The organism is Roseivivax sp. THAF30 (assembly GCF_009363575.1).
Classification (GTDB): Bacteria; Pseudomonadota; Alphaproteobacteria; order Rhodobacterales; family Rhodobacteraceae; genus Roseivivax; species Roseivivax halotolerans.
Window position 1 is genome coordinate 2,195,294 of record NZ_CP045389.1, and the last position, 23,334, is coordinate 2,218,627.

The following is a 23,334-nucleotide window of genomic DNA, read 5'->3' on the forward strand; positions in this document are numbered from 1 at the left end:
TGCGTGCAAGGGCTTAGCGTCACTCGCTGCCTTTCGCTCGCACGAAGAGCGTGTCCATACGGTAATCCTTGCGCGGTCCCCGCACCTCCCAGACCGCGCCCCAAACGGGCCAATCGGCAAGGTCGTAGATCACTTGGTAACGATCGGGCGCGCAATCGTGCAGATCCGACGGCTGCGGCTCGGACAGGTCCATCAGGTGAAACGGACGGCCGTCGTCGAAGAAAATCTCAACCCCGCGCGGATGCGCGGTCCAGAGATAGCGCCGTGTGCCCGTGATCGGCTTCTGACCTGGCAAAGACAGCGTGATTTCCTCGTCATAGATCAGTCGCTCGCCGTCTCGCACGAGGTTGACGCTGCCCTGCCCTTGGGAAAGCTGTCCCAGCGTGCGGTCGAGGATCTTGCGGCGGAACCGCCAGCATCCCTCGAAATCGAAGAGGTGCCGAGGCGGCCCGGCCGAAGGCCGAGGCGACGGGTTGGCGCGCAAACGGGCTCCCTTCCCTTGTCGATGCTGCACCTGCAGTCTATGACCGCTCGCGAGCCCGTTACAAGTCAGGAAAGGCTGACCTCCCATGATCCCTCGCTATTCCCGCCCCGACATGGTCGCGATTTGGGCACCCGAGACGAAATTCCGCATCTGGTACGAGATCGAGGCCCATGCCTGCGATGCGCAGGCGGAGCTCGGTGTGATCCCCAAGGCCAATGCCGAGGCCGTCTGGAAGGCGGATGGCGTGGCGTTCGACGTCGCCCGGATCGACGAGATCGAAGCGGTCACCAAGCATGACGTCATCGCGTTCCTGACGCACCTGTCGGAGATCGTCGGCGCCGACGAGGCACGCTTCGTGCACCAGGGCATGACCTCCTCGGACGTGCTGGATACCACGTTCAACATTCAGCTGGTTCGAGCCGCAGACATCCTCATTGCGGATCTCGAGAAGCTGCTCACCGCGCTCAAGACACGCGCCTTCGAGCACAAGGACACCGTCCGCATCGGCCGCTCCCACGGCATCCATGCGGAGCCGACCACGATGGGCCTTACCTTCGCACGGTTCTACGCCGAGATGGACCGCAACCTTGCCCGCATGAAGACCGCTCGCGAAGAGGTCGCCACGGGCGCGATCTCGGGCGCGGTCGGCACGTTCGCCAATATCGATCCCGCGGTCGAGGTGCATGTCTGCGAGAAACTGGGCCTCAAGCCCGAGCCGATCTCGACGCAGGTCATCCCGCGCGACCGCCACGCCGCCTTCTTCGCGGCGATGGGCGTTGTGGCCAGCTCCATCGAGAACGTCGCGACCGAAATCCGCCACATGCAGCGCACCGAGGTGCTGGAGGCCGAAGAATTCTTCTCGAAGGGGCAGAAAGGCTCCTCGGCGATGCCGCACAAGCGCAACCCGGTCCTGACCGAGAACCTCACCGGCCTCGCGCGGCTGGTGCGGATGGCTGTGATCCCTGCGATGGAGAACGTTGCGCTCTGGCACGAGCGCGACATTTCGCATTCCTCGGTGGAGCGGAATATCGGCCCCGATACGACCGTCACGCTTGATTTCGCGCTGGCCCGTCTGACCTCGGTTGTTGAAAATTTGGTCGTCTACCCAGAAACGATGCTCAGGAACCTGCACAAGTTCAAAGGGCTCGTCATGTCCCAGCGGGTGCTTCTGGCCTTGACCCAAGCCGGCGTCAGCCGCGAGGATTCCTATCGCCTCGTGCAGCGCAATGCCATGAAGGTATGGGAAGAAGGCGCTGATTTCAAAGAGGAACTCCTCAAGGACGACGAGGTGCGGGCGGCGCTGAGCGAGGCCGAGATCGAAGAGAAATTCGACCTTGGCTATCATACCAAGCATGTCGACACGATCTTCACCCGCGTCTTCGGCGAGGCCTGACCCCGCGCGCCTGTGACTTTGACGCAAGGTAAAGCCGTGCTAGCCTTCCTTCATCCAAAAGGAGGTTTGACGATGATCAAGACTGCTCTTGCCGCCGCGTTTCTCACGGTTGCGTCGACGCTTTCCGCTTTCGCGTCCTGCGGCTATAGCGACGCCCGCATGACCTGCGCTGACGGGATGATCTACGACTCCGAGACGGGCAGCTGTCAGGTCGTGACAGGCTGATCCTGATCCAACGATAGACATATGGGGGCGGCCCGTCAGGGGCCGCCTTTTTCTATTCGGGTCCGGGTGTTGGTCAGCCTTCCTTAACCGAGCGCGCGATAGTGAGGGTGGCACCGATATCCGCAAAGGATCCGCCTGCCCCGATGTCCCAGATCGCGCCCTTCACGCCTCAATCTGCTTTCGACGCTCCCGATCCCGGTGCCGCGCGGATGCCGGCGCGGCTCAGCCAGAAGGCCAAGGCCGCGATCATCGTGCAGTTCATCCTAAACGAAGGGACGGACATTCCGCTCTCCTCGCTGCCCGAAACGCTGCAATCGGAACTCACGCTGCAACTCGGCGCGATGCGCTACATCGATCGAACCACGCTCGATTCGGTCATCGCCGAATTCGCGGACGAGCTGGACGCGGTCGGCATGTCCTTTCCGGGAAACATGAGCCGTGCGCTGACCGCTCTCGACGGCCGCATTTCGTCCCGGACCGCCGCGCGCTTACGCAAGGAAAGCGGCGTGCGCCGTACCGGTGATCCGTGGGAGATCATCAGCGCGGAAAAAGCCGAGACGCTCGTTGAACTCGTCGAAACCGAAAGCATCGAGGTGGCGGCAGTGATGCTCAGCCGGATCGAGGTCGCCCGCGCCGCGGAGGTGCTAGCGCTCATTCCGGGTGCCCGCGCCCGCCGAATCACACATGCGGTGTCCAAGACAGCGGGCGTGACGCCCGACACGGTGGATCGGATCGGCCTCAGCCTCGCCGCGCAACTCGACGCCCGCCCGCCGCGCGCCTTCGACCGCAAACCCGAGGAGCGGCTGGGCAGCATCCTGAACTTCTCGCGCGCCGAAACCCGCAACGAAGTGCTGACAAATCTCGAGGAGGCGGACCAGGACTTTGCCGAACAGGTACGCCGCAAGATCTTCACGTTCGAGAACATCGCTGAACGTCTCGCCCCGGAGGATGCCCCCAAGATTACCCGCGATGTCGAGAACGATGTGCTTGCGCGCGCTTTCGGCGGCGCGATGGGCGAGGCGGAGAACCGGACGGTGGATTTCGTGCTCGCGAACCTCTCGACGCGCATGGCCGCCACGCTGCGCGAGGAAGCGGCCGAGGTTGCCTCCACGCCCCGCAACGAGGTCGAGGCCGCCCAGAACGCCGTGGTCGCCGCCATCCGGGAAATGGAGGCGTCGGGCGAGATCCGGCTTCGCGCACCCGGTCCGGGCTGACCTTGCCGCGCCGCCCCCGCGCCCCTAAGACGGGCGCGAGAGGCAGACAGGCGGATGGATGACGCGCAAAGAAGAGCCAAACGCGACCGAGGCCGAAGCCGAGGAGCTTGCGGGAAGCCGGATCGACTGGGTGACCGATATCGTCCTGCGCGCGCTGATCCGCCTCGCATTGACGCTTCCGCTACGGATGCGTCTGTCGATCATGGGCGGACTTATCTCTCGCGTGGTCGCGCCTTTGGCCGGATACCGAGCCCGCGCCGAGGCCAATCTTGCCTATATATGGCCCGACATGACCGAGGATCGACGCCGCGCCATAGCCCGCGCGGTCTCGGACAATGCCGGGCGCACGATGATCGAGAATTACGACGTTCTCGGCCTTCGCGACAGGATGGCCGGCAGCCCGCTTCTGGGTGAGGGCGTCACGGAATTGGAGGCGGCCCGCCAAGAGGGCCGACCGGTCCTGTTCGTCACCGGCCACTTCGGCAATTTCGAAGCCCCGCGGGCCGCGCTTGTCGCGCGGGGCTACCAGATCGGCGGGCTCTATCGTCCGATGTCGAATCCGTTCTTCAACGCGCACTACGCACAAAACATGCATGCGCTATCGGGGCCGGTCTTCGAACAGGGCCGGCGTGGCACGATGGGCCTTGTGAAGCACATCCGCCAAGGCGGCATGGGCGTCCTGCTCTTCGATGTCTACGACAGCTCCGGCGCGAAGATCGATTTCCTGGGAAAGCCCGCGCCGACCCTGACATCGGCGGCGGAAATCGCGCTTCGGACCAATGCGCTGCTCATGCCGTTCTTCGGCATTCGCCGCAACGACGGCGTCAGCTTCGATTGCATCTTCGAGCCGTCTATTCCGCACGGCGATCCGGTTGAGATGACGCGCGAGATGACGCGCCGCCTCGAGGCGCGGATCGAGAAGGATCCGGCGCAATGGTTCTGGATCCATCGCCGCTGGAAGCCAAGACGTCAGGAGAAGAAGGCCCGAAAGCGCGCTCGCGAGGCGGCTCAGAAAGCCGAGTGAGCCGCGCCGCCACGGACGTCTATTTCAGGCGCGCCGCTGACAAGATCGGACCGTAATCGGGCTCTTGGGCGAGGACAACGATCGGCAGATCGCCCGACACCGGAACCTCGGTCGTCAGGGGTGAATCGCCGTCCCACCGTGCAACCACGTCCCAATCGGTCACGATGTGCGAATAGTCGAGATCACGCCCGGCATTCTCACCGCGCTCGACCGAAACCGTGTCGCCGGCGCGGTAGCGCACGACATGGATATCGACCGGCCCGACCGGCGCGTCCGAGGAGAGCGCGATGCTGAGTGCGTCGCCGTTCCGAGCGAGGCGGATCGAGACCGGCGTCTCGATCCCCGCCTCGCGCGCCACGATGGCGGTCACGTCCTTGGCGCGATTGCCGACCACGTCGTGCGTGCCGTCGATGATCATCTGCGGCGTGTAGATCGATCGGCGCCCGGCGGCCTCGGCGTATCCCTTCTGGCGCGCGGTGAAGGCGGGATTGGCGAAGCTGTCCTTCCAGCCGATGTAATCCCAGTAATCGACATGCAGCGCGAGCGCGATGACGTTCTCATCCAGCGCCAGCTTGTTCAACAGCGCATCCGCCGGCGGACAGGAGGAACAGCCCTGCGAGGTATAGAGTTCTATCACCACGGGAGCATCCTCCGCGTGAGCCGCTCCGGCCCAGAGGCACGCTCCGGCAAGTGCAGACGCCCGAATGAGACCTGAAACAGCCATGGAACCCCGCTTGTCCAAACCTCGAAAGATGTAGCCGCCCGCCCCTGAAATGAACAATCAACGAATTGCGAGAGGCTGCGAGAGCGCGTCACCGATGTCACGGCGGAAATTTGTGCACCATTGTATACATAAAACCGTGTGACACTCTTGATCGGCTCGGCGTGTTGATGCAGATACCACCCAAGCCCTCTTCTTTCACGTCACGTCATGGAGGCTTTTCATGCCCATTACCGTCGGCCAAGACAGCAACAAGACCCGCCAGACCCTCAAGGTTGGCGACCGCACCATTGCCTATTATTCGATCGCTGCCGCCGAGAAGGCGGGCCTCGGCGACTTTTCCAAGCTGCCGAAGTCTCTCCGGGTCGTCCTGGAAAACATGCTGCGCTACGAGGATGGCGTCACCGTCGATACCGACGATATCAAGGCATTCTCGGCCTGGGCCGAAGCCGGCGGCAAGTCCAAGCGCGAGCTCGCCTACCGCCCGGCGCGCGTTCTGATGCAGGACTTTACCGGCGTTCCGGCGGTCGTGGACCTTGCGGCGATGCGCGACGGGATCAAGGCGCTCGGCGGCGATCCGCAGAAGATCAATCCGCTGAACCCGGTCGATCTCGTGATCGACCACTCGGTGATGATCGACGAGTTCGGCAATCCCCGCGCCTTCCAGATGAACGTCGACCGCGAATACGAGCGCAACATCGAGCGCTACGAGTTTCTCAAGTGGGGCCAAGGCGCCTTCGCGAACTTCCGCGTCGTGCCGCCGGGCACCGGCATCTGTCACCAGGTGAACCTCGAATACCTCGCGCAGACAATCTGGACCGATGCGGACCAGAACGGCGAGGACGTGGCTTATCCCGACACGCTTGTCGGCACCGACAGCCACACAACGATGGTAAACGGCGCGGCCGTCCTTGGCTGGGGCGTCGGCGGCATCGAGGCCGAGGCCGCGATGCTCGGGCAGCCGATCTCCATGCTGATCCCCGAAGTCGTGGGCTTCAAGCTCACCGGCGCGATGGTCGAAGGCACGACCGCGACCGACCTCGTGCTCAAGGTCTGCCAGATGCTCCGCGAGAAGGGCGTCGTCGGCAAATTCGTCGAATTCTACGGCGACGGGCTCGACAACGTGACGCTTGCCGACCGGGCGACCATCGGCAACATGTCCCCCGAATTCGGGGCGACCTGCGCCTTCTTCCCGATCGACGACGAGACCCTGCGCTACCTGCGCCAGACCGGCCGGGATGAGGATCGCATCGCGCTCGTCGAAGCCTATGCCAAGCAGCAGGGCATGTGGCGCGAGGCTGGCTCCGAGCCGATCTTCACCGATACGCTCGAACTCGACATGACCACCGTCAAGCCGGCGATCTCGGGCCCGAAGCGTCCGCAGGATCACGTCAATCTCGACGAGGCGGCAAAGACCTTCCACGACTACATCGCCGGTCAGCGGAACGGCAAGGATGCGAGCCCGCAGGAAGAAGTTCGCTGGGAAGGCGAAGGCGGCATGCCCGAACCGTCCGAGATTCCGGGCGATACAGGCAGCCACAAGCGCGGCTTCGTGAAGATGAAGGATATCGACGGCGAGGAGGTGGAATTCCAGCTCCATGACGGCTCTGTCGTCATTGCTTCGATCACGTCCTGCACCAACACGTCGAACCCCTACGTCATGATCGGCGCCGGTCTGGTCGCCAAGAAGGCGCGCGAACTCGGCCTCGACCGCAAGCCCTGGGTGAAGACCTCGCTGGCGCCGGGCAGCCAGGTCGTGTCCGCCTATCTCGAGGCATCGGGCCTGCAGGAGCATCTCGATGCAATCGGCTTCAACCTCGTCGGCTACGGCTGCACGACCTGCATCGGGAACTCCGGGCCGCTTGCACCGGAAATTTCCAAGTGCATCGCCGATAACGACCTGATCGCGACCAGCGTTCTGTCGGGCAACCGGAACTTCGAGGGCCGGATCAGCCCGGACGTGCGCGCCAACTACCTGGCCTCGCCGCCGCTCGTCGTCGCCTACGCGATCGCAGGCGACATGAATATCGACGTGGCGAACAGCCCGATCGGCCAGGACAAGGACGGCAACGACGTCTACCTCAAGGACATCTGGCCGAGCCAGGCGGAGATCGCCAAGCTCGTGGAAGAGACCGTCACGCGTGAGAGCTTCCAGGAGAAGTACGCGGACGTGTTCAAAGGCGACGAGAAGTGGCGCTCGGTCGAGACCACCGACGCGGAGACCTACGACTGGCCGTCCACGTCGACTTACGTGCAGAACCCGCCCTATTTCCAGGGCATGTCGAAAGAGCCGGGCGAGATCCACAATGTCGAAGGGGCGCGCGTTCTCGCGATCCTCGGCGACATGATCACCACCGACCACATCTCGCCTGCGGGCTCGTTCAAGGAAACGACCCCGGCTGGGCAATACCTCGTGGATCGTCAGGTCCCGCCGCGGGAGTTCAACTCCTACGGCTCGCGCCGCGGCAACCACGAAGTCATGATGCGCGGCACCTTCGCCAATATCCGCATCAAGAACGAGATGCTGGACGGCGTCGAGGGCGGCTACACGCTCGATCCCGACGGCAACCAGACCTCGATCTTCGACGCCGCGATGGCCTATCAGGATCAGGGCACGCCGCTCGTGATCTTCGGCGGTGAGCAATACGGTGCGGGCTCGTCGCGCGACTGGGCGGCCAAGGGCACGGCGCTTCTCGGTGTGAAAGCCGTGATCGCGGAAAGCTTCGAGCGGATTCACCGCTCCAACCTCGTCGGCTTCGGCGTGGTGCCTTTCGAGTTCACCGGCGGCGACACCCGCAGCTCGCTGGGCCTGACCGGCAAGGAAACGGTCTCGATCCACGGGCTCGAGGACGTGACGCCTGGCGCCGAGCTGCCCTGCAAGATCACGATGGAAGACGGCTCCGAGAAGGAGATCACCCTGAAGTGCCGGATCGATACAGCCATCGAGGTCGAGTATGTCCGTCACGGCGGCGTCCTGCACTATGTGCTGCGGAACCTCGCCAAGGCGGCCTAACGTCGTCCATCTGCCTGTAACCTGGAGAAAGCCCTGCATTTGCAGGGCTTTTTTCGTCGCTCAACCGCGACGCCGCCCGTGAGGTCGGGTCGCTGGCGGCTTTCCGCCCGTCGCGGTCTCGTGAGGCGCCAAATCCCCCCGCATGGGCTTACACCTTCCGCATCGTAACCCCGCATCAGAAGGGATCAGACGATGAAGGCAGGACGGACAGGCAGAACGGTCGTCACGATGATACAGGCCGCAGTGCTGGTGGCACTGACGGTCCTCGGGGCCTACGCGGCGAGCGACGGACACGCAGCGGCTTCGGACACGACATGCCTGCAGGACACGGAGGGGCGCTGCGCGCGCCCCTCCGACACCTGAAACCGCGACAGACCGGGACAAAGGACCGGACTATTCCTCGGCCAGCGCCGCCTCGAGTTCCGGCACGAACCGCTGCTCGTAATCCGATCCGACAAGAGGGCCAGTGAAGCGGAAGAGCACCTCGCCCTCTCCGCTGAGGATGAAGGTCTCGGGCGGCGCGGTGACGCCCCAGTCGATCGCGGTGCGCCCTTGAGGATCGTAGGCGACCGCCGCGAACGGATTCTCCTCGTCGGCGAGGTAGGTCAGTGCCGAATTGGCCTGATCCTTCATGTTGACGCCGATGATCGGCATCCCCTCGTCCTGCATCTCGAGGAGCATTGGATGCTCCACCCGGCAGGGCGGGCACCAGCTGGCCCAGAAGTTCACAAGCGTCACCTCGCCCGACCGCAGCATCTCCGGCGTGACGCCCGGCAGCTCGCCCAGCGTAGTCTCGGTGATGGCCGGCGCCTCTTGGCCGAGGCGCGTCGAGGGAAGAGAATCGGGATCGACCCGTTGCATGCCGACATAGGCGAGACCCGCGAACGCCGCGAAAATGACGGGCGGCAGGATCATCAAAGGCGAGATCCTAGCCACGGCGTCCCTCCACATCCGAAAGCTCGCGCCGCACCTTGCGGGCACGCATGACGCTGAACGCGACCAATGCCACGATCAAAACGAGGGAGACCGCGTAGGCCGACAGGACCGCATCTGCATATTTTCCAAGATCCGGCATCACGCCATCCGCTCCCGCGCCAGAAGCGCCCGCATCCGTCGCGCCCGGATCTCGGTCTGGGTCCGCAGGAAGACAAGGGCGATAAAAAGAAGGACAAACCCCGCGATGGAAACAAGCAGCGGGAAGTAGAACACATCCGCCACGTTCTTTTCCTTGTCGAGGGACAGCGACGCGCCCTGGTGCAGTCCCTGGTTCCAGAAGTTCACCGCGTAGCGCGACAGAAGCGCGAAGACCGATCCGACGAGACAGAGAATCGAGGTGAGATCCGCCGCCGTGTCGTCATTCTCGATCGCCGCCCAGAGCGCCATGTAGCCGAGGTAGAACAGGAACAGGATCAGGAAGGAGGTCAGGCGCGGATCCCACGCCCAGTAGGTGCCCCACATGGGCTGCCCCCAGATCGCGCCCGTGGCCAGGGCAATCACCGTCATCGTCGCGCCGACCGGGGCCGCGGCACGAGCGGCCAGCGCGGAGACGTGGTGCCGCCGCACGATCCAGATCAGCGACGCCACCAGCATCATCAGCCAGCCATTGATCGCCATCAGCGCCGAGGGCACGTGCAGATAGATGATTTTCACGGTGGAGCCCTGCCGGAAATCGTCAGGCGTGAAAAAGAATCCCCAGATCAGACCGACCGCAAGACAGACCGCCGAAAGCCATGCCAGCCACGGCAGGACGCGGTCCGTCGTGCGGATGAACTTGACCGGATTGGCATATTCCCAAAGCGACATGAGCGTTCCTTAAGGCCTCGGACAGGCAGGGACAATTCACATGTGCTCGCGGGCGCGCGCAAGCGCTATCGCAGATTCACCCGAAGGACGGCCGCCGAGGCGAAGGGCAAGAGCGCCAGCGTGCCGAAGGACAGCCCCGCCAGCATCAGGAGCGGCGTTTCCACCGCGAGTCCGTCGGCTCCGCGCCGCGCGACCTCGGCCCCGAAAATGAGCGTCGGCACGTAGAGCGGCAGCACCAGGAGCGACAAGAGAAGCCCGCCGCGCTTCAGGCCGACGGTCAAGGCTGCGCCGAACGTGCCGATCACCGACAAGGCGGGCGTGCCGATCAGAAGCGACAGGAACAGCCACAGATATCCCGGCGCGGGCAGGCTCAGGAGGAGCCCCAGCGCTGGCGCGGCCAGCACCAGCGGCAGACCGGTCGTCAGCCAATGGGCCAGCGCCTTGATCGTGACGATGCCTTCCATCGGAAGCGGCGCCGTCGCCAGAAGGTCGAGCGATCCGTCCTCCCAATCGAGTGCGAAGACCCGGTCCAGCGACAGAAGACAGGCCAGAAGCGCACCGATCCAGAGAATGCCCGGCGCGATCTCGGTCAGAAGCGTCGTCTCCGGCCCAACGCCGAACGGTATCAGCGTCACGACGATGAGGAAGAAGGCAAGGCCGAGACCGAACCCGCCTCCGGCCCTGACGGCCAGCGCCAGATCGCGTGCGATCAGCGCCCTCACAGGAACGCCTCGTCTGCGCCAAGCTCCTCGGGCCGCGCCTTGAACGGCGTCACGTCGAGGCTGCGCGCCTCCGGCAAACCCAGATCGATATGCGTCGCCATGAGAGCCGCGCCGCCGCCGGCAAGATGCGCCTTCACCGCCCCCGCGAACAACGCGACCGAGGCTGCATCGAGCGACACGGTCGGCTCGTCCAGCACCCAGACCGGCCGTCCAGTGACGAGAAGCCGGGCCAGGCCGAGCCGCCGCTTCTGACCCGCCGACAGGTTCCCGGCCAGCCGCGATTTGAGACCCAAGAGATCGAAGCCCTCGAGCGCGGCCTCGATCTTGACCGTCCCGAAGACCGACGCCCAGAAGCCGAGATTTTCCTCCACGCTGAGCGCGGTCTTGATCCCGTCCTGATGCCCGGCATAGGCGATGCGGTCGGTGCCCTCGATTGTCCCCGACAGCGGCGGCTGAAGCCCCGCGACCGAGCGCAGGAGCGTCGTCTTTCCCGAGCCGTTCGGCCCGCGCAGAATGAGTGCCTCACCCGCCTGCAGAGCAAAGCTCACGCCGCTCAGAACCGGCAGGCCCCCACGCGCAACGGAAAGATCGGACACTGTCAACATGGCCCAAGACCTAGCCTGCCCCGCGCGGGAACGGAACCGCTCTCGCGCGCGGCCCTCACTTTGGGTTGGCATAAATACCGGCGGGGGAGCGCGAGGGGGCAAAGGGCCCCCTCGCCCGCGCCACATCGCGCAAGGCTCAGACCGGAAGCACCGCCAGCGCCACGCGCCGGCCTTCGGAGAGAAGGACATTGTATGTCCGGCACGCGGACGGTGACGCCATCACCTCGACGCCCATACCGGCTTCCTCGAGGGCGTGTCGCAGGTCTTTCGGGATATGCGCCGTCTCGGGGCCCGTGCCGACGAAGAGAACGTCGATGTCGTCTGCCAGCGCCAGGAGTTGTGCGCGATCCTCGAAACCGCCCCAGGCCTCAGTGCCCTTGGGGCTGAGACAAAGTGCGCCTTCTATCGCCTCTCCGCCGATCCGGAAGAAGCCCGGCCCGTAGCCGTCCACCGGCTGGGCGTCCGTGAAGGTTACCTCGTTCAGGCGCATGGCACGTATCCCCCTCGTGTCACCGATCTACAATATGACCCGGCAGGGCGTTCCGGCAAGCCGGGGCCCCTGCGGCATCTCGCGTCTCAGGCATCCACATTGGCAAATTGCGTGCCCGCACCGCCGTCGGTGGGTTTCTCCCAGTCGCGTTTCACGCCGAGTCGGTGCAGGAGCGCGGTCGCGACGAAGATCGACGAATAGGTGCCGACCAGCACGCCCCAGATCATCGCGAAAACGAAGCCCCGGATCACGTCACCGCCCAGGATGAAGAGCGCGATCAGCGCAAGAAGCGTCGTGACCGAGGTCATCAAGGTCCGGCTCAGCGTCTCGTTGATCGAGATGTTGAGCACCTCCTTCAGCGGCCGCTTCTTGTACTTGACGAGATTCTCTCGCACGCGGTCAAAGACCACGACCGTGTCGTTCAGCGAATAGCCGACGATGGTGAGAAGCGCGGCGATGATCGCGAGGTCGAACTGGATCCGCAGCTCCGAGAAGATGCCGATGGTCAGCAGCACGTCATGGACGAGCGCCGCCACCGCGCCAAGGGCGAACTGCCATTCGAACCTCAGCCAGATATAGATCAGCACCGCCCCGATCGCGAGCAGCACCGCGATGATCGCGGTCTGGATGAGTTCTCCCGAGACCTTCGGCCCGACGCTCTCGACGGAGGTAAAGTTGATGTCGGGTGCCACGCTCTGGAGCGCGCTCTCGACCGCCTGGATCGTCTCGGGCGTCACCGATTCTGCATCACCCTGCGGCGCGATCCGCACCATCGCGACATTCTCGTCCGGCCCGAAGCTCGGATCGAACACTTCAGAGATAACGATATCGCCGAGCTCAAGCTCCTGCATCGCCGCGCGGTAAGCCGCAACGTCGATCGGCTCCGCGCTCTCGGTGCGGATCGTCGTGCCGCCGCGGAAGTCGATGCCGAAATTGAGGCCCTGCAGGGCGAAGGACACGAAGGCGATGACCATCATCAGCCCCGAGATCCCGAGCCACAGCTTGGAGCGCGAGAAGAAGTCGACGGAGGTCTCTTCGGGAACGAGTTTCAATCGCATCGGGCGGAACCTCTCAGACTGTGATGGTCTTCGGGCGCGTGCGCTCGAACCACATGGTGACGAAGAGCCGGGTCACGAAGATCGCCGTGAAAACCGAGGTGATGATGCCGAAACCGAGCGTCAGCGCGAAGCCCCGCACGGGCCCGGAGCCCATCGCGAAGAGGATGATCGCGGTGATGATCGTCGTGATATTGGCGTCGACGATGGCCGAGAGTGCCTTCTCATAGCCCCGTTCGATGGCGCGGGCCGGCCCACGCGCGGTCTTCAGCTCCTCGCGGATCCGCTCGAAGATCAGAACGTTCGCATCGACCGCCATACCGACTGTCAGCACGATCCCGGCAATACCCGGCAGGGTCAGCGTTGCCCCGATCACCGACAGGATGCCGAAAAGGAGCGCCACGTTGATGATAAGCGCGATATTCGCGAAGAGGCCGAAGAGCCCGTAGCAGGCGAACATGAAGACGAGGACCAGCGCGAAGGCCACCATCGTGGCGACCTGCCCGGCCTCGATCGAGTCCTGGCCGAGCTCGGGCCCGATGGTGCGCTCTTCCAGGAAGGTCAGCCCCGCCGGTAGAGCGCCCGCGCGCAACAGGACCGCAAGCTGCGTCGATTCCTCAACGGTGAACTGCCCTGTGATGATGCCCGAGCCCCCGGGGATGTGGCTCTGGATCACCGGCGCCGAGATCACCTCGTTGTCGAGAACGATGGCGAAGGGATTGCCGATATTCTCTGCGGTGTATTCGCCGAAGGCCCGCGCGCCTTGCGCGTTGAAGCGGAAATTGACCGCCGGGTTGCCGTTCTGGTCGAAGGCGGGCTGAGCATCCACAAGCTCTTCGCCGGTCACGACAGGCGCCCGTTCGAGCTCGTAGAAGACGCCCTCGTCGTCGAGCGCGGGTACGACCTCGTTGCCGATGCCGGGATCTGTGCTTTCGGCCACGCCGCGGCCGACGACCGGCTGGAAGGTCAGTTGCGCGGTTGTGCCGATGATGTCCTTAAGCTCCGCGGCGGAGCCGATGCCCGGCACCTGGATCAGGATGCGGTCTTCGCCCTGCCGCTGGATCGTGGGCTCGCGCGTGCCCACCTCGTCGATCCGTCGACGAATGATCTCGAGCGCCTGGCGCACGGTGCGATCATCCGTGGCGCGCTGCTCGGCCTCCGAGAGACGCACGACAAGCGTATCGCCCTCGCCCGAGACCTCGATGTCCGATGCACCTGCCGATGCGACCGAGGCCACCGGCTGTGCAAGCTCCCGCACCGCCGAGAGCGCTTGTCCCATGCCGTCCGGGTTGCCGAGCGTAACGCGCAATTCGCCCGGCGTGCCATCCTGCAGGCGGATCGTGCCGACGCTATCCCGCAGAGGCCGCAGCGTGTCGCGGACCTCGGGCCAGAGCGCCTCGAGCCGCGCGTCATACACGTCCTCGACCTGGACCTCGGCAAGAAGATGCGCGCCGCCTCTCAGGTCGAGCCCGAGATTGATGATCGTCGAAGGCAGCCAGCTCGGCCACGCCCCGAGCGCGGCGGTGCGCTCTTCGGTCTCGCCCTCCCGCTCGATGGCGGTGGCCGCGTCGTTGTGCCGCTCCACCCGATCATAGAAGAGGTTCGGCGCGGCGAAGACGATCCCGAAGGCCACGACGAGCCAGATGAGGACGCGCTTCCAGGTGTCGATCTGCAGCATGTAGAGGGCCTTTTCGGGGCTACGGACGCGATGCGTCCGGAGGTCAGCTGTTGGCGGGCTCGGTCTTGGAGAGAACCTGCGTGATCGTGTTCTGCACGACGCGAACCTTCACCCCGTCGGCGACCTCGACCTCGAGCTCGTTGCCTTCCTTGACCTTCACCACCTTACCGATGATGCCGCCCTGGGTGACGACCTGGTCGCCGCGGCGCAGGTTTTCGACCATCTTCTGATGCTCTTTCATCTTCTTCTGCTGGGGGCGGATCAGCAGGAAATACATGATCGCGAAGATGAGGATGAGAGGCACGAACTGCGCCAGCGCGTTTCCGTCCATGAGGGGCTCCTTTTCTCGGGGTCCGGCGCATGTATCGCCGTCGGGTCTGCAAAGTTGCGCGGAACCTATGGAAGGCCCGCAGGCGATGCAAGCGGACTTGGCGGGGGTTTGAACCTGCAAGTGGGATGCCGCGACTGGAGGCGCGCGCTCTGCCGACAAGGTTCCTGCACCCGTCAGACGGATCAGGCTCTAGACCGCGACGGCGTCTCCGCTAGCTTGCGCGGCATGCGCGCGATCCTTATTCTGGCCCTCACCCTCCTCGCGGCTCCGGCCCTCGCCATCGAACCAGCCGTCGGGCGACTTTTCGGCGGCGGATTCTCGGCGCTCAGGATCTGTTCGGGCACGCTGGTTGCCCCGGCGACCGTCCTGACGGCAGCGCATTGCGTGACCTTCTCGGACGGGCGGGTGCGCGGCACGCGGGGCCTCGGCTTCGTCGCGGGCTGGGAAGACGGGCGCCATGCGGGCGCGGCAAGCGTGGTGGAGATCGCCCTCCACCCCGATGCGGTCGATGCAGACGGCATCGTCGTGCATCGCGACATCGCCGTGCTGCGCCTCGACCGAGCCTTGCCGATGGAGCCTATCCCGGCGAGCCCGGCGGGCGTGTCCGGCAGCTTCACCCTCATCGGCTATGGCCGCGCCGACCCTGACCTTCAGCGCGCCCAGCAGAGCTGCGACGGCGAGCGGCGCGGGCGGCGCTGGTATCTCTCCTGCCCGGTAGAGCGCGGGATGTCGGGCGGGCCGGTCATCGCCGGTGAAAACGCGTCGCGCCGGATCGCCGGCGTGATCTCCGCGATCTCTGGCGAGGACGCGGTCGCCGCCGAGGTCGATACCTGGGTCCTTCAGGAACTCGCGCGCCCCTACACACCCTGAGCGCTTTGAGGCATAAGCATCGCGACTCGGGCGGCCGCCGCCCGCCCGCATAACCGCAAGGAGATCAGGGCGATGCACGACATTCGCTTCATTCGCGAGACCCCGGAGGCCTTCGATGCCGCCATGGCGCGGCGCGGGATCTCCGAGGCCTCGGCCCCGATCCTGAAGCTCGACGAGGAACGCCGGGCCGCGATCCACGCCGCGGAGACCGCGCAGGCCGAGCAGAAACGTGCCTCGAAGGAGGTCGGTCAGGCCAAGGCGCAAGGCAACGAAGTGGAGTTCGAGCGGCTTCGAGCCCTCGTTGGCGAGAAGAAGGACGAGGTCGCCGCCATGCAGGCCCGCGCCCGCGATCTTGATGCCGAGCTCACGAACCTCCTGATGGGATTGCCGAACCTCGTCCATGACGACGTGCCCGACGGCGAGGACGAAGAGGACAATGTCGAGATCAAGCGCTGGGGCGAGCCCCGCGCCTTCGATTTCCTCCCGCGCGAGCATTACGACCTGCCCGCCGTACAGGACGGCATGGATTTCGAGACGGCGGCCAAGCTCTCGGGGTCGCGCTTCGTCGTTCTGTCCGGCGCGGTCGCACGGCTGCACCGGGCGCTGGCGCAATTCATGATCGACACGCATGTGGATGAGAACGCCCTGTCCGAGACCTGGACGCCCGTTCTCGTGCGCGACGAGATGATGTTCGGCACCGGTCAATTGCCGAAATTCGGCGAGGACAGCTACCAGACCACGAACGGCTGGTGGCTCGTGCCCACCGCCGAGGTGACGCTTACCAATATCGTGAACGGCTTGACCGTGGATGAGGGCTACCTGCCTCGCCGCTACGTCGCGCATACCCAGTGTTTCCGCTCCGAGGCCGGCAGCGCCGGGCGCGATACGTCGGGCATGCTTCGCCAGCACCAGTTCGAGAAGGTGGAGATGGTCACGGTGAGCCATCCCGAGACGAGCGACGCGGAGCATCGCCGAATGACAGCTTGCGCGGAAGGCATACTCGAAAAGCTGGGCCTGCCCTACCGCACCGTGTCGCTCTGCACCGGGGATATCGGCTTCGGCGCGCGGCGTACCTTCGATATCGAGGTCTGGCTGCCGGGGCAGAACACCTATCGCGAGATCTCTTCGGTCTCGACCTGCGGCGCCTTCCAGGCCCGGCGCATGAACGCGCGGTTCAAGCCCGCCGGTGGCGGCAAGCCCGAGTTCCTTCACACGCTGAACGGATCGGGCCTTGCCGTCGGGCGCGCGCTGATCGCCGTTCTCGAGAACGGCCAAGAGGAAGACGGTTCGGTCACGCTGCCCGAGGTGCTGCATCGCTATCTCGGCGGCAAGACGCGGCTGACAGCCGAAGGCACTTTGGCATGAGCGCCGAGACACGCCAGACCCTCTGGGCAATGGCGGCCTTGATCGCCGCTCTCGCCTTCGCGGCCTCGCCGTTTCTCTCGAACGGATTCAACGGCTTCGAGCCGGGCCAGTTTCCCGTCCCGCAGGACGATCCGGCGGTACAGCCGGCGGGCTATGCCTTCTCGATCTGGGGTTTGATCTATCTCTGGCTCATCGCGGGCACTGCCTTCGGCCTTTGGCGCCGGCGCGATGAAGAAGATTGGGCACCCGCCCGCCCCTGGCTGACATTGAGTCTCTTGATCGGCGCGGCCTGGATTCCCGCTGCGAATGTCTCTGTTCCTTTGGCGACCGTGATGATCTGGGCGATGCTCGGCACCGCGCTGATGGCGCTCTTTCGTGTCGGCGACGAGGACCGCATCTGGCAGCTCTCGCCCGTGGCGATCTATGCGGGCTGGCTGACAGCGGCATCTTCGGTGTCCATCGGCCTGGTTCTTGGTGGCTATGGCCTGCTGCCAGAGACGCCCGCGGCCCTCGTCGCGCTCGTCATCGCGTTGGCCGTGGCGCTCACGGTTCAATACCGTCTCCACCGTGCGCCTGAATACGGGCTGACGGTGATCTGGGCGCTGGTCGCGGTGATCCTCTCGAACGCGCAGCCATTCAACATCGCCGTCGCGGGCCTCGCGGCCATCGGCATCGCCGCGATCCTCGCGCTGCGCGGCACGGATACGGAATAGGCTTGGCAGATCCGGTCTTCTTTCTCGGGCTCGGCGGGCAGAAATGCGGCTCGAGCTGGGTGCAGGCCTATCTCGACCGCGCGCCCGGCAGCGATTTCGGACGGCTCGGCGAATACCAGGTTTGGGAACATGCGCTCGGCGGCGTCTTCGCGCGCTACGCGGTGCCGCGTCCCCCCTTGGCGGAGCGTCTGCGCGCCCGCGCGAAAATAACGATCGGCGCCGACGAGCCTGCACAGCACCTCCGCTGGCGTCTGCAATCGGACCCCAACGCGTATTTTGATTACTTTCAAGGACTTCTGAACCAGCCCGGCATCGCGCGCACCGGTGATGTCACGCCGTCCTACGCTGCGTTGCCCGCCGACAGACTGGCGCAAATCCGCGACGAATTCGCCAGGCGCGGGATCGAGACGCGCGCCATTTTCGTCATGCGCGATCCGGTCGCGCGGCTTCATTCGCTGATGCGGATGGAAGTCGACAAGGGCCGGCTCGCGCCCGGCCGGGACGCTGAAGATGCGTTGCGCGCGTTCTACGTCAGCGACGAGGCAGAAGCGCGCAGCCGCTACGACCTGACCCTCGCCGCGATGGAGACCGCGTTTCCTCCCGAGGCGCGGTATGTCTGCCTCTTCGAAGAGCTCTTCACCGACGCGGGAATCGAATCCCTCTCGCGCTTTGCAGGCGTGCCCGTCGAGCCGGCAGCGGGAGCCCGGAAGGTCAATGCGCGCGCTGGCGGCGCGCCGGTCTCGGACGCTCTCTCGGCCGAGATTGCGGCGCATTACGAAGCCGTCTACCGCGCCGCTGCCGAAAGGCTACCGCAGATCCGCACGCTCTGGCCAAGCGCGAAATTCGTTCTCACCACACCATGAGCCCGGCGTCGCGAAGCTGCCACGGCCCTTCATAGCGCACCGAGCGCTCACTCAGAAAACTTCCGTCGCGCTCACGCATCACGTCAAGAAGCTCCGCGTAATGGTCGTATTTGCTGGCACTTTCCGTGTGAGCCCGCCATTCGCGCGCGCGGTCGATCTTGGCCGCGAACTCCGCGGTGAAGACGAAATGCGCGATCGTCAGCAGCTTGTCCGGCGCAGGCGCAACGCTCGCGTAGTGTGATCCGACCTGCCATGTCTCCGCATCGCGCCGAATGAAGGGTAGCTTGTGGCGCGGCGAGCGATTGAACCGTTTCTTGGGCCCGCGTCCCCGCAGGCGGCGCCAAAGGGATGCTTTCTCTCGTCCGATCTCGTGAATCTCGAAAAGCCGGTTCGTTTTCGAGATACCGAACGGGTCAGGCTGTTCCCCCTGCTTAAGCCGCACGAGCGCTTCGGGCTCGAAATAAGGATACGCGTCGAACAGACCGGCAGGCGTTCCCGGCATCGGCTTTTCGAGATCAGAGACAGTCTCGGGAAAGAACTCGACAACCGAAGCACAAATCACGGATTGGCTGCTTTCAGACATGTCTTCAATGATTTGACCGACATTCTTCATGTTGTCGGGCGGGATCAGAAACTCGTCAGCATCGAAATACGCCACGACCTCGCCGGGTGCTTCCACATGTGGCAGGGCGGCCTTCAGCCAGATACCGAACCTGTCCTTTCGTAACTCTCCATCCGGGTAAGCGATGGTGAGAGGCGTCGAATATCGTCGCTCGCTGCGATACAGAACAACATCCGGCTGCGCTTCCAGCAGTTCCGATGATCCGTCGATAGATCCATCATCGAAGATCAGAAACTGCTCGAACCCAAGCGTGCGGTAATGTTGCAGGAAAGCTGGCAGCAAGGCCATCTCGTCGCGCATGATCGCGAAGAGCTTCGGCACGCCCGGTACAGGCGCGCCTTTCACGCGCCGCACTTCGGACCAGAGATCGTCGAGACTAAGCTGCATGTCGCTTCCTAACCCATTGCACCGCCATGAAAAAGGCCGCCCCGAGGGACGGCCTTTTCCGACATTCGTACCAGCAAACGCCTCAGCGCTTGGAGAACTGGAAGCTGCGGCGGGCCTTGCGGCGGCCGTACTTCTTGCGCTCGACGACGCGGCTGTCGCGGGTCAGGAAGCCTGCCGCTTTCAGCGCGGGACGCAGGCTGGGATCGTAGAGCTGCAGCGCGCGGGAGACGCCGTGCTTGACCGCACCGGCCTGACCCGAAAGGCCGCCGCCCTTGACCGTGGCCATGACGTCGAACTGATCCTCGACACCGGCGACAGTGAAGGGCTGACGCAGGATCATCTGCAGAACCGGACGCGCGAAGTAGGCGTTCAGCTCTTTGCCGTTGACGGTGACCTTGCCGGAGCCCGGCTTGATCCAGACGCGCGCCGTGGCGTCCTTCCGGCGTCCGGTGGCATAGGCCCGACCGAATTCGTCACGGACAGGCTCGCGGTTGATTTCGGTCTCGGTGCCCTGAACGGCGCCGATATCTTCGGTGACCGCGTTGCCCAGTTCTTCGAGGGAATTGATTTGCTCAGCCATTACTTCGCCACCCGGGTGTTCTTGGAGTTGCGCGACTTGACGTCGATCACTTCAGGCGATTGCGCCTCGTGGGGATGCTCCGCGCCCGCATAGACGCGCAGGTTGGCGAGCTGCTTGCGGCCAAGGCGGTTCGCCGGGACCATGCGCTTGACGGCCTGGAAAACCACGCGCTCGGGATGCGCGCCCTCAAGGATCTGCTCTTTCGTGCGGGACTTGATGCCGCCCGGATAGCCGGTGTGCCAGTAGAAGTTTTCCTGGCGCTTCTTGCCGGTGAGCTGGACCTTGTCCGCGTTCACGATGATCACGTTGTCGCCCATATCCATGTGCGGCGTGAAGGACGGCTTGTGCTTGCCGCGCAGGCGCTGCGCGATGATCGAGGCGAGGCGGCCGAGAACGACGCCCTCGGCGTCGATCACGATCCACTTCTTCTCGATGTCGGCCGGTTTTGCCGAGAAGGTTTTCATGCGGGTCACCCCAATGTTTGCTGTCTTCGATGCCGGAGGCAGGCAAAGCCCGGTCCGGCGCGATCCGATGGGCGGGTTATAAGGATCGGGAAGATACAGTCAACACGCGCCTTATCGAATTAACTGAGTAATATCAGAGGCTTGAAAAATAGGTATCAATATACCCCACACAAAGCTCAGACGGCTATGCCCTCGGGCGGGTTTTCCAGAAGCCGGCGCACCCGCTCCATCGCCGCCTCGAAGGCAGCCAGGGACACCTGAGCGTTGATCGCGATTCGGATCGCGTGAGGGGCAAAGCCGTCCCGAAGCGCGAACTCGTCCGCCGCGCGCAATTGCACCCCCTCTTTCTCGGCCGCTTGCGCGAAGGCCGCCGCGCGCCAGCCGGACGGTAGATGCAGCCACAAAAACGGCACGTCGTCGCGCCAGGTCAGATCGAACCGGCCGAGGATATTGGCCGCTGCCCGGATGTAGCGGTTGTATTCGGCCCGCACCGCATCGAGCACGCCCGGCATCTCCGGCTGCGCGAGAAGATCCGTCAGAAGATCTGCCAGCGACAGGGACAGGCTGAAAAAGCCGTGATCGGCCACGCGCCGCATCTCCGCGCGCCAGGTTTGCGGCGCGACGCAAAAACCGATCCGCAATGCCGGCGTCACCGATTTCGAGATCGACCCGACATACCAGCCGAGATCCGGCAAAAGACCCCGATAGCTTGGACCGGAGCGCGGCGCGAGCCGGTAGCAATCATCCTCGAGCACGTGCAGACCGCGCCGCCTTGCGACCTCCGCGATGGCTTCGCGGCGATGGTCGGGCGTGCGTATCCCCGTCGGGTTATGGATCTCGGGCGAGGTGCAAAGAAGCTGCGCCGAATGTCGCCGCGCCAGGTCGTCGAGCGCCTCGGGACTGATCCCCTCGCCGTCCATCGGCACCGCGATGACCTCGGCACGCAGAAGTTCGGCGGCACGCCGGAAGCCGGGATAGGAGAGCTCCTCGACCAGCACGACCGGCTTCGCGCCGCGCAGGACGGTCTGCATGACAATGCCGATCCCATTCTGCCCGCCATGGGAAAAGACCAGGTCATCCTCCGAGACGGGTCCGAGCGGCGTGTCCGAGATATGCTCGAGGATCGCCTCGCGCGCAGGCCGGAAGGCCGCGCGGGACGGATAATTCAAAAGCCGCAGCGCGGGCTGATCGCCAAGCCGCGCGAAGGCCGCGCGGATCATGTCGACCTGACCGCAATCGGGCAGCTTCGGCGACACGAAGCTGACGAAGGCGCTTTCCGGCTCGGTTTCTTCGGTCGCAGGCCAAGGCGGATCGGGCATGAGCTTGGGCCGAACGGGCCGCGCCCCGTTCACGAACGTGCCCCGCCCCGCCTCGGCCCGCGCCGCGCCGCTATCGGTCAGGATCGTGTAGGCCCGCGCGACCGTGCCGGGCGTGATGCCGAGATCGTAGGCGAGATCGCGGACCGGCGGCAGCTTGTCGCCCGGCGCCAGACGGCCCGCCTCGATCGCAGAGCGAACGGCATCTGCGAGGCGGCGGTATTTCGGCCCTCCATCTCCGATCCCGGCATAGGCGGACAATATTGTATCCATGACAATGTTTCCCTCGACCATACCCAGACCCTATTGTACCACTTAATACATAGCAATAGCGCCATATTGTATCAACACAATCGGACGACGCATTTTCGAAGGAGATATCCCATGTCCGCCGCAGCACCTCACTCCGCCTCTCTCGCCATCCTAGCCGAAGCGCCGCGTCTTGCGCTGCCGGCGGTTGTCGCGCTCAAGGTGGCGGTGGTGCTGACCGTGTGGACCGAGCGCGCGCGCACGCGAAAGCACCTCTCGCGGCTCGACCCTCATCTTCTTCGCGACATCGGGATTGACACGCGCGCGGCGCGCCGCGAGGCCGCCCGCCCCTTCTGGCAAGGCTGAGCCCTGCCTCGGCCCGGCCTTTTGCATATCCCTGAGGGGCCGGACCTCTTCCCCTGGGCCGCCTTCGGGCGGCCCTTTTTTTCGCAGTATCGCTGGGCAAGCCATGCCGATCATGGCATCGTCGGAATCGCAGACCGGAGACACCGATGTCCGATCCAATTTCCTTGTCCTGCAGCTGCGGCAAGACCCGCTGGCAGATCGCTGCGGACGCGTCCGGCACCCAGCTTGCCTGCTATTGCATGGGTTGCCAAAGCTACATCCGGCACCTGGATCGATCCGAGACCTATCTCGGCCCGGAGGCCGGAACCCGATTGTACCAGACGCTGCCGCGGAATGTATCCTTCCTAGCCGGCGCGGAGAGCCTCGCCTGCCTGCGAATGACCTCGCGCGGCGCTCTGAGGTGGTATGCGTCCTGTTGCGGCACGCCGGTCGCGAACACTATCGGCACGCCCGCCCTGCCCTTCGCGGGCCTCGTTCTGCCGTGGGATGAGACGCGCCTCGGCCCCTGCCGAAACCATGTGAACACGAAGTCGGCCACAGGGCGTGTGCGCGAACGCGGCATGGCCAAGGTCGGCTGGGGTGTGATCGGACGCGGGCTCGCGGCCAGGCTGTCCGGCGACACGAAGACCCCGTTCTTCGCCAATGGCGCGCCGATCCGGACGCCCGAGATCCTCGATCGCGCGAAGCGTCGGGCCGCAGGCTGGTCATAACCGTCAAAGCGCCCCTTCACTCCGCTCAAGTCATGGCCTAAAGACCCGGCAAGCCAGACCCGAGGGGAGCG

Annotated in this window: 27 protein-coding genes; 12 read left to right on the forward strand and 15 right to left on the reverse strand. The window is 64.8% G+C overall.

Going from position 1 to position 23,334, the window contains the following annotated elements:
• Nucleotides 1–19: 19 nt before the first annotated feature.
• Nucleotides 20–484: a DUF6314 family protein gene (locus FIU91_RS10695; RefSeq protein WP_254701945.1), complete on the reverse strand. Its 465-nt coding sequence runs from the start codon at nucleotides 482–484 to the stop codon at nucleotides 20–22.
• A gap of 85 nt (nucleotides 485–569) precedes the next feature.
• On the opposite strand from FIU91_RS10695, the gene purB reads away from it, so the two are divergent.
• The 4 genes from purB to FIU91_RS10715 all read left to right on the forward strand — a co-directional run bounded on the left by purB (nucleotide 570) and on the right by FIU91_RS10715 (nucleotide 4,340).
• Nucleotides 570–1,877, forward strand: coding sequence for an adenylosuccinate lyase (gene purB / locus FIU91_RS10700; RefSeq protein ID WP_152462433.1), 1,308 nt, complete (start codon nucleotides 570–572; stop codon nucleotides 1,875–1,877).
• Nucleotides 1,878–1,949: 72 nt separating this feature from the next.
• Nucleotides 1,950–2,102 carry an adenylosuccinate lyase gene (locus FIU91_RS10705; RefSeq protein WP_152462434.1) on the forward strand — a complete coding sequence of 51 codons (153 nt, stop codon included), beginning with the start codon at nucleotides 1,950–1,952 and terminating at the stop codon, nucleotides 2,100–2,102.
• A 143-nt stretch (nucleotides 2,103–2,245) separates the two neighbouring features.
• Complete coding sequence (locus FIU91_RS10710; RefSeq protein WP_254701946.1) at nucleotides 2,246–3,316, forward strand: flagellar motor switch protein FliG; 1,071 nt, start codon at nucleotides 2,246–2,248, stop codon at nucleotides 3,314–3,316.
• 58 nt (nucleotides 3,317–3,374) lie between these two features.
• Nucleotides 3,375–4,340 (forward strand): lysophospholipid acyltransferase family protein, encoded by a 966-nt coding sequence (locus FIU91_RS10715; protein WP_152462435.1) that lies wholly within the window; start codon nucleotides 3,375–3,377, stop codon nucleotides 4,338–4,340.
• Between the two features lie 19 nt (nucleotides 4,341–4,359).
• Here the strand turns inward: FIU91_RS10715 and FIU91_RS10720 are convergent, their stop codons facing one another.
• Nucleotides 4,360–4,980: a thioredoxin family protein gene (locus FIU91_RS10720; protein ID WP_254701947.1), complete on the reverse strand. Its 621-nt coding sequence runs from the start codon at nucleotides 4,978–4,980 to the stop codon at nucleotides 4,360–4,362.
• 304 nt (nucleotides 4,981–5,284) lie between these two features.
• Here FIU91_RS10720 and acnA point away from each other — a divergent pair, with 304 nt between their 5' ends.
• Both acnA and FIU91_RS19430 read left to right on the forward strand, forming a co-directional pair.
• The gene (acnA, locus tag FIU91_RS10725) at nucleotides 5,285–8,074 is read left to right on the forward strand and encodes an aconitate hydratase AcnA (protein ID WP_152462437.1); all 2,790 of its coding nucleotides are present in this window, start codon (nucleotides 5,285–5,287) and stop codon (nucleotides 8,072–8,074) included.
• A 192-nt stretch (nucleotides 8,075–8,266) separates the two neighbouring features.
• Entirely contained in the window at nucleotides 8,267–8,437 is a 171-nt protein-coding gene (locus FIU91_RS19430) for a hypothetical protein (RefSeq protein WP_172974991.1), read from the forward strand.
• 30 nt (nucleotides 8,438–8,467) lie between these two features.
• Here the strand turns inward: FIU91_RS19430 and FIU91_RS10730 are convergent, their stop codons facing one another.
• The 9 genes from FIU91_RS10730 to yajC all read right to left on the reverse strand — a co-directional run bounded on the left by FIU91_RS10730 (nucleotide 8,468) and on the right by yajC (nucleotide 14,758).
• On the reverse strand, nucleotides 8,468–8,989 hold the full coding sequence (locus tag FIU91_RS10730) for a DsbE family thiol:disulfide interchange protein (RefSeq protein ID WP_152462438.1): 522 nt from the start codon (nucleotides 8,987–8,989) through the stop codon (nucleotides 8,468–8,470).
• Nucleotides 8,990–9,002: 13 nt separating this feature from the next.
• Nucleotides 9,003–9,149, reverse strand: coding sequence for a heme exporter protein CcmD (gene ccmD, locus FIU91_RS10735; protein WP_093009843.1), 147 nt, complete (start codon nucleotides 9,147–9,149; stop codon nucleotides 9,003–9,005).
• On the reverse strand, nucleotides 9,149–9,877 hold the full coding sequence (locus FIU91_RS10740) for a heme ABC transporter permease (protein WP_093009844.1): 729 nt from the start codon (nucleotides 9,875–9,877) through the stop codon (nucleotides 9,149–9,151). Before FIU91_RS10740 ends, ccmD begins: the two co-directional genes overlap by 1 nt.
• Before the next feature lie 65 nt (nucleotides 9,878–9,942).
• Nucleotides 9,943–10,599, reverse strand: coding sequence for a heme exporter protein CcmB (gene ccmB / locus FIU91_RS10745; RefSeq protein ID WP_093009845.1), 657 nt, complete (start codon nucleotides 10,597–10,599; stop codon nucleotides 9,943–9,945).
• Nucleotides 10,596–11,204 carry a heme ABC exporter ATP-binding protein CcmA gene (gene ccmA / locus FIU91_RS10750; protein WP_152462439.1) on the reverse strand — a complete coding sequence of 203 codons (609 nt, stop codon included), beginning with the start codon at nucleotides 11,202–11,204 and terminating at the stop codon, nucleotides 10,596–10,598. The genes ccmB and ccmA overlap by 4 nt, the downstream gene beginning before the upstream one ends.
• A 136-nt stretch (nucleotides 11,205–11,340) precedes the next feature.
• Nucleotides 11,341–11,694 (reverse strand): Mth938-like domain-containing protein, encoded by a 354-nt coding sequence (locus FIU91_RS10755; RefSeq protein WP_152462440.1) that lies wholly within the window; start codon nucleotides 11,692–11,694, stop codon nucleotides 11,341–11,343.
• A gap of 86 nt (nucleotides 11,695–11,780) precedes the next feature.
• On the reverse strand, nucleotides 11,781–12,752 hold the full coding sequence (secF, locus tag FIU91_RS10760; protein WP_152462441.1) for a protein translocase subunit SecF: 972 nt from the start codon (nucleotides 12,750–12,752) through the stop codon (nucleotides 11,781–11,783).
• A 13-nt stretch (nucleotides 12,753–12,765) separates the two neighbouring features.
• The gene (secD, locus tag FIU91_RS10765; RefSeq protein ID WP_152462442.1) at nucleotides 12,766–14,427 is read right to left on the reverse strand and encodes a protein translocase subunit SecD; all 1,662 of its coding nucleotides are present in this window, start codon (nucleotides 14,425–14,427) and stop codon (nucleotides 12,766–12,768) included.
• Between the two features lie 43 nt (nucleotides 14,428–14,470).
• Nucleotides 14,471–14,758, reverse strand: coding sequence for a preprotein translocase subunit YajC (gene yajC / locus FIU91_RS10770; protein WP_093009850.1), 288 nt, complete (start codon nucleotides 14,756–14,758; stop codon nucleotides 14,471–14,473).
• Nucleotides 14,759–14,983: 225 nt separating this feature from the next.
• Between yajC and FIU91_RS10775 the strand changes: the two genes are divergently transcribed.
• From FIU91_RS10775 to FIU91_RS10790, 4 genes are all read left to right on the forward strand, one after another.
• Nucleotides 14,984–15,628, forward strand: coding sequence for a serine protease (locus FIU91_RS10775; protein WP_172974992.1), 645 nt, complete (start codon nucleotides 14,984–14,986; stop codon nucleotides 15,626–15,628).
• Between the two features lie 72 nt (nucleotides 15,629–15,700).
• Nucleotides 15,701–16,993: a serine--tRNA ligase gene (gene serS, locus FIU91_RS10780; RefSeq protein ID WP_152462444.1), complete on the forward strand. Its 1,293-nt coding sequence runs from the start codon at nucleotides 15,701–15,703 to the stop codon at nucleotides 16,991–16,993.
• On the forward strand, nucleotides 16,990–17,706 hold the full coding sequence (locus FIU91_RS10785) for a hypothetical protein (RefSeq protein WP_254701948.1): 717 nt from the start codon (nucleotides 16,990–16,992) through the stop codon (nucleotides 17,704–17,706). Before serS ends, FIU91_RS10785 begins: the two co-directional genes overlap by 4 nt.
• A 2-nt stretch (nucleotides 17,707–17,708) precedes the next feature.
• Nucleotides 17,709–18,569, forward strand: coding sequence for a hypothetical protein (locus FIU91_RS10790; protein ID WP_152462445.1), 861 nt, complete (start codon nucleotides 17,709–17,711; stop codon nucleotides 18,567–18,569).
• Here the strand turns inward: FIU91_RS10790 and FIU91_RS10795 are convergent.
• From FIU91_RS10795 to FIU91_RS10810, 4 genes are all read right to left on the reverse strand, one after another.
• Nucleotides 18,556–19,578 carry a glycosyltransferase family 2 protein gene (locus FIU91_RS10795; RefSeq protein ID WP_152462446.1) on the reverse strand — a complete coding sequence of 341 codons (1,023 nt, stop codon included), beginning with the start codon at nucleotides 19,576–19,578 and terminating at the stop codon, nucleotides 18,556–18,558. The genes FIU91_RS10790 and FIU91_RS10795 overlap by 14 nt on opposite strands.
• A gap of 82 nt (nucleotides 19,579–19,660) precedes the next feature.
• Nucleotides 19,661–20,158 (reverse strand): 30S ribosomal protein S9, encoded by a 498-nt coding sequence (gene rpsI, locus FIU91_RS10800; RefSeq protein ID WP_152462447.1) that lies wholly within the window; start codon nucleotides 20,156–20,158, stop codon nucleotides 19,661–19,663.
• Complete coding sequence (rplM, locus tag FIU91_RS10805) at nucleotides 20,158–20,622, reverse strand: 50S ribosomal protein L13 (RefSeq protein WP_093009857.1); 465 nt, start codon at nucleotides 20,620–20,622, stop codon at nucleotides 20,158–20,160. The genes rpsI and rplM overlap by 1 nt, the downstream gene beginning before the upstream one ends.
• A 176-nt stretch (nucleotides 20,623–20,798) precedes the next feature.
• On the reverse strand, nucleotides 20,799–22,211 hold the full coding sequence (locus FIU91_RS10810; RefSeq protein WP_152462448.1) for a PLP-dependent aminotransferase family protein: 1,413 nt from the start codon (nucleotides 22,209–22,211) through the stop codon (nucleotides 20,799–20,801).
• A 111-nt stretch (nucleotides 22,212–22,322) separates the two neighbouring features.
• Here FIU91_RS10810 and FIU91_RS10815 point away from each other — a divergent pair, with 111 nt between their 5' ends.
• Both FIU91_RS10815 and FIU91_RS10820 read left to right on the forward strand, forming a co-directional pair.
• A complete protein-coding gene (locus FIU91_RS10815; protein WP_093009859.1) occupies nucleotides 22,323–22,553 on the forward strand; it encodes a DUF1127 domain-containing protein in 231 nt (76 codons plus the stop codon).
• 146 nt (nucleotides 22,554–22,699) lie between these two features.
• Complete coding sequence (locus FIU91_RS10820) at nucleotides 22,700–23,263, forward strand: DUF6151 family protein (protein WP_152462449.1); 564 nt, start codon at nucleotides 22,700–22,702, stop codon at nucleotides 23,261–23,263.
• Nucleotides 23,264–23,334: the final 71 nt, after the last annotated feature.

Coding starts and splice junctions, on each gene's coding strand:
- purB (WP_152462433.1), top strand. CDS start 570: ATGATCCCTCGCTATTCCCGCCCCGACATGGTCGCGATTTGGGCACCC.
- FIU91_RS10705 (WP_152462434.1), top strand. CDS start 1,950: ATGATCAAGACTGCTCTTGCCGCCGCGTTTCTCACGGTTGCGTCGACG.
- FIU91_RS10710 (WP_254701946.1), top strand. CDS start 2,246: ATGTCCCAGATCGCGCCCTTCACGCCTCAATCTGCTTTCGACGCTCCC.
- FIU91_RS10715 (WP_152462435.1), top strand. CDS start 3,375: ATGACGCGCAAAGAAGAGCCAAACGCGACCGAGGCCGAAGCCGAGGAG.
- acnA (WP_152462437.1), top strand. CDS start 5,285: ATGCCCATTACCGTCGGCCAAGACAGCAACAAGACCCGCCAGACCCTC.
- FIU91_RS19430 (WP_172974991.1), top strand. CDS start 8,267: ATGAAGGCAGGACGGACAGGCAGAACGGTCGTCACGATGATACAGGCC.
- FIU91_RS10730 (WP_152462438.1), bottom strand. CDS start 8,989: ATGATCCTGCCGCCCGTCATTTTCGCGGCGTTCGCGGGTCTCGCCTAT.
- ccmD (WP_093009843.1), bottom strand. CDS start 9,149: ATGCCGGATCTTGGAAAATATGCAGATGCGGTCCTGTCGGCCTACGCG.
- FIU91_RS10740 (WP_093009844.1), bottom strand. CDS start 9,877: ATGTCGCTTTGGGAATATGCCAATCCGGTCAAGTTCATCCGCACGACG.
- ccmA (WP_152462439.1), bottom strand. CDS start 11,204: ATGTTGACAGTGTCCGATCTTTCCGTTGCGCGTGGGGGCCTGCCGGTT.
- FIU91_RS10755 (WP_152462440.1), bottom strand. CDS start 11,694: ATGCGCCTGAACGAGGTAACCTTCACGGACGCCCAGCCGGTGGACGGC.
- secF (WP_152462441.1), bottom strand. CDS start 12,752: ATGCGATTGAAACTCGTTCCCGAAGAGACCTCCGTCGACTTCTTCTCG.
- secD (WP_152462442.1), bottom strand. CDS start 14,427: ATGCTGCAGATCGACACCTGGAAGCGCGTCCTCATCTGGCTCGTCGTG.
- yajC (WP_093009850.1), bottom strand. CDS start 14,758: ATGGACGGAAACGCGCTGGCGCAGTTCGTGCCTCTCATCCTCATCTTC.
- FIU91_RS10775 (WP_172974992.1), top strand. CDS start 14,984: ATGCGCGCGATCCTTATTCTGGCCCTCACCCTCCTCGCGGCTCCGGCC.
- serS (WP_152462444.1), top strand. CDS start 15,701: ATGCACGACATTCGCTTCATTCGCGAGACCCCGGAGGCCTTCGATGCC.
- FIU91_RS10785 (WP_254701948.1), top strand. CDS start 16,990: ATGAGCGCCGAGACACGCCAGACCCTCTGGGCAATGGCGGCCTTGATC.
- FIU91_RS10795 (WP_152462446.1), bottom strand. CDS start 19,578: ATGCAGCTTAGTCTCGACGATCTCTGGTCCGAAGTGCGGCGCGTGAAA.
- rpsI (WP_152462447.1), bottom strand. CDS start 20,158: ATGGCTGAGCAAATCAATTCCCTCGAAGAACTGGGCAACGCGGTCACC.
- rplM (WP_093009857.1), bottom strand. CDS start 20,622: ATGAAAACCTTCTCGGCAAAACCGGCCGACATCGAGAAGAAGTGGATC.
- FIU91_RS10810 (WP_152462448.1), bottom strand. CDS start 22,211: ATGGATACAATATTGTCCGCCTATGCCGGGATCGGAGATGGAGGGCCG.
- FIU91_RS10815 (WP_093009859.1), top strand. CDS start 22,323: ATGTCCGCCGCAGCACCTCACTCCGCCTCTCTCGCCATCCTAGCCGAA.
- FIU91_RS10820 (WP_152462449.1), top strand. CDS start 22,700: ATGTCCGATCCAATTTCCTTGTCCTGCAGCTGCGGCAAGACCCGCTGG.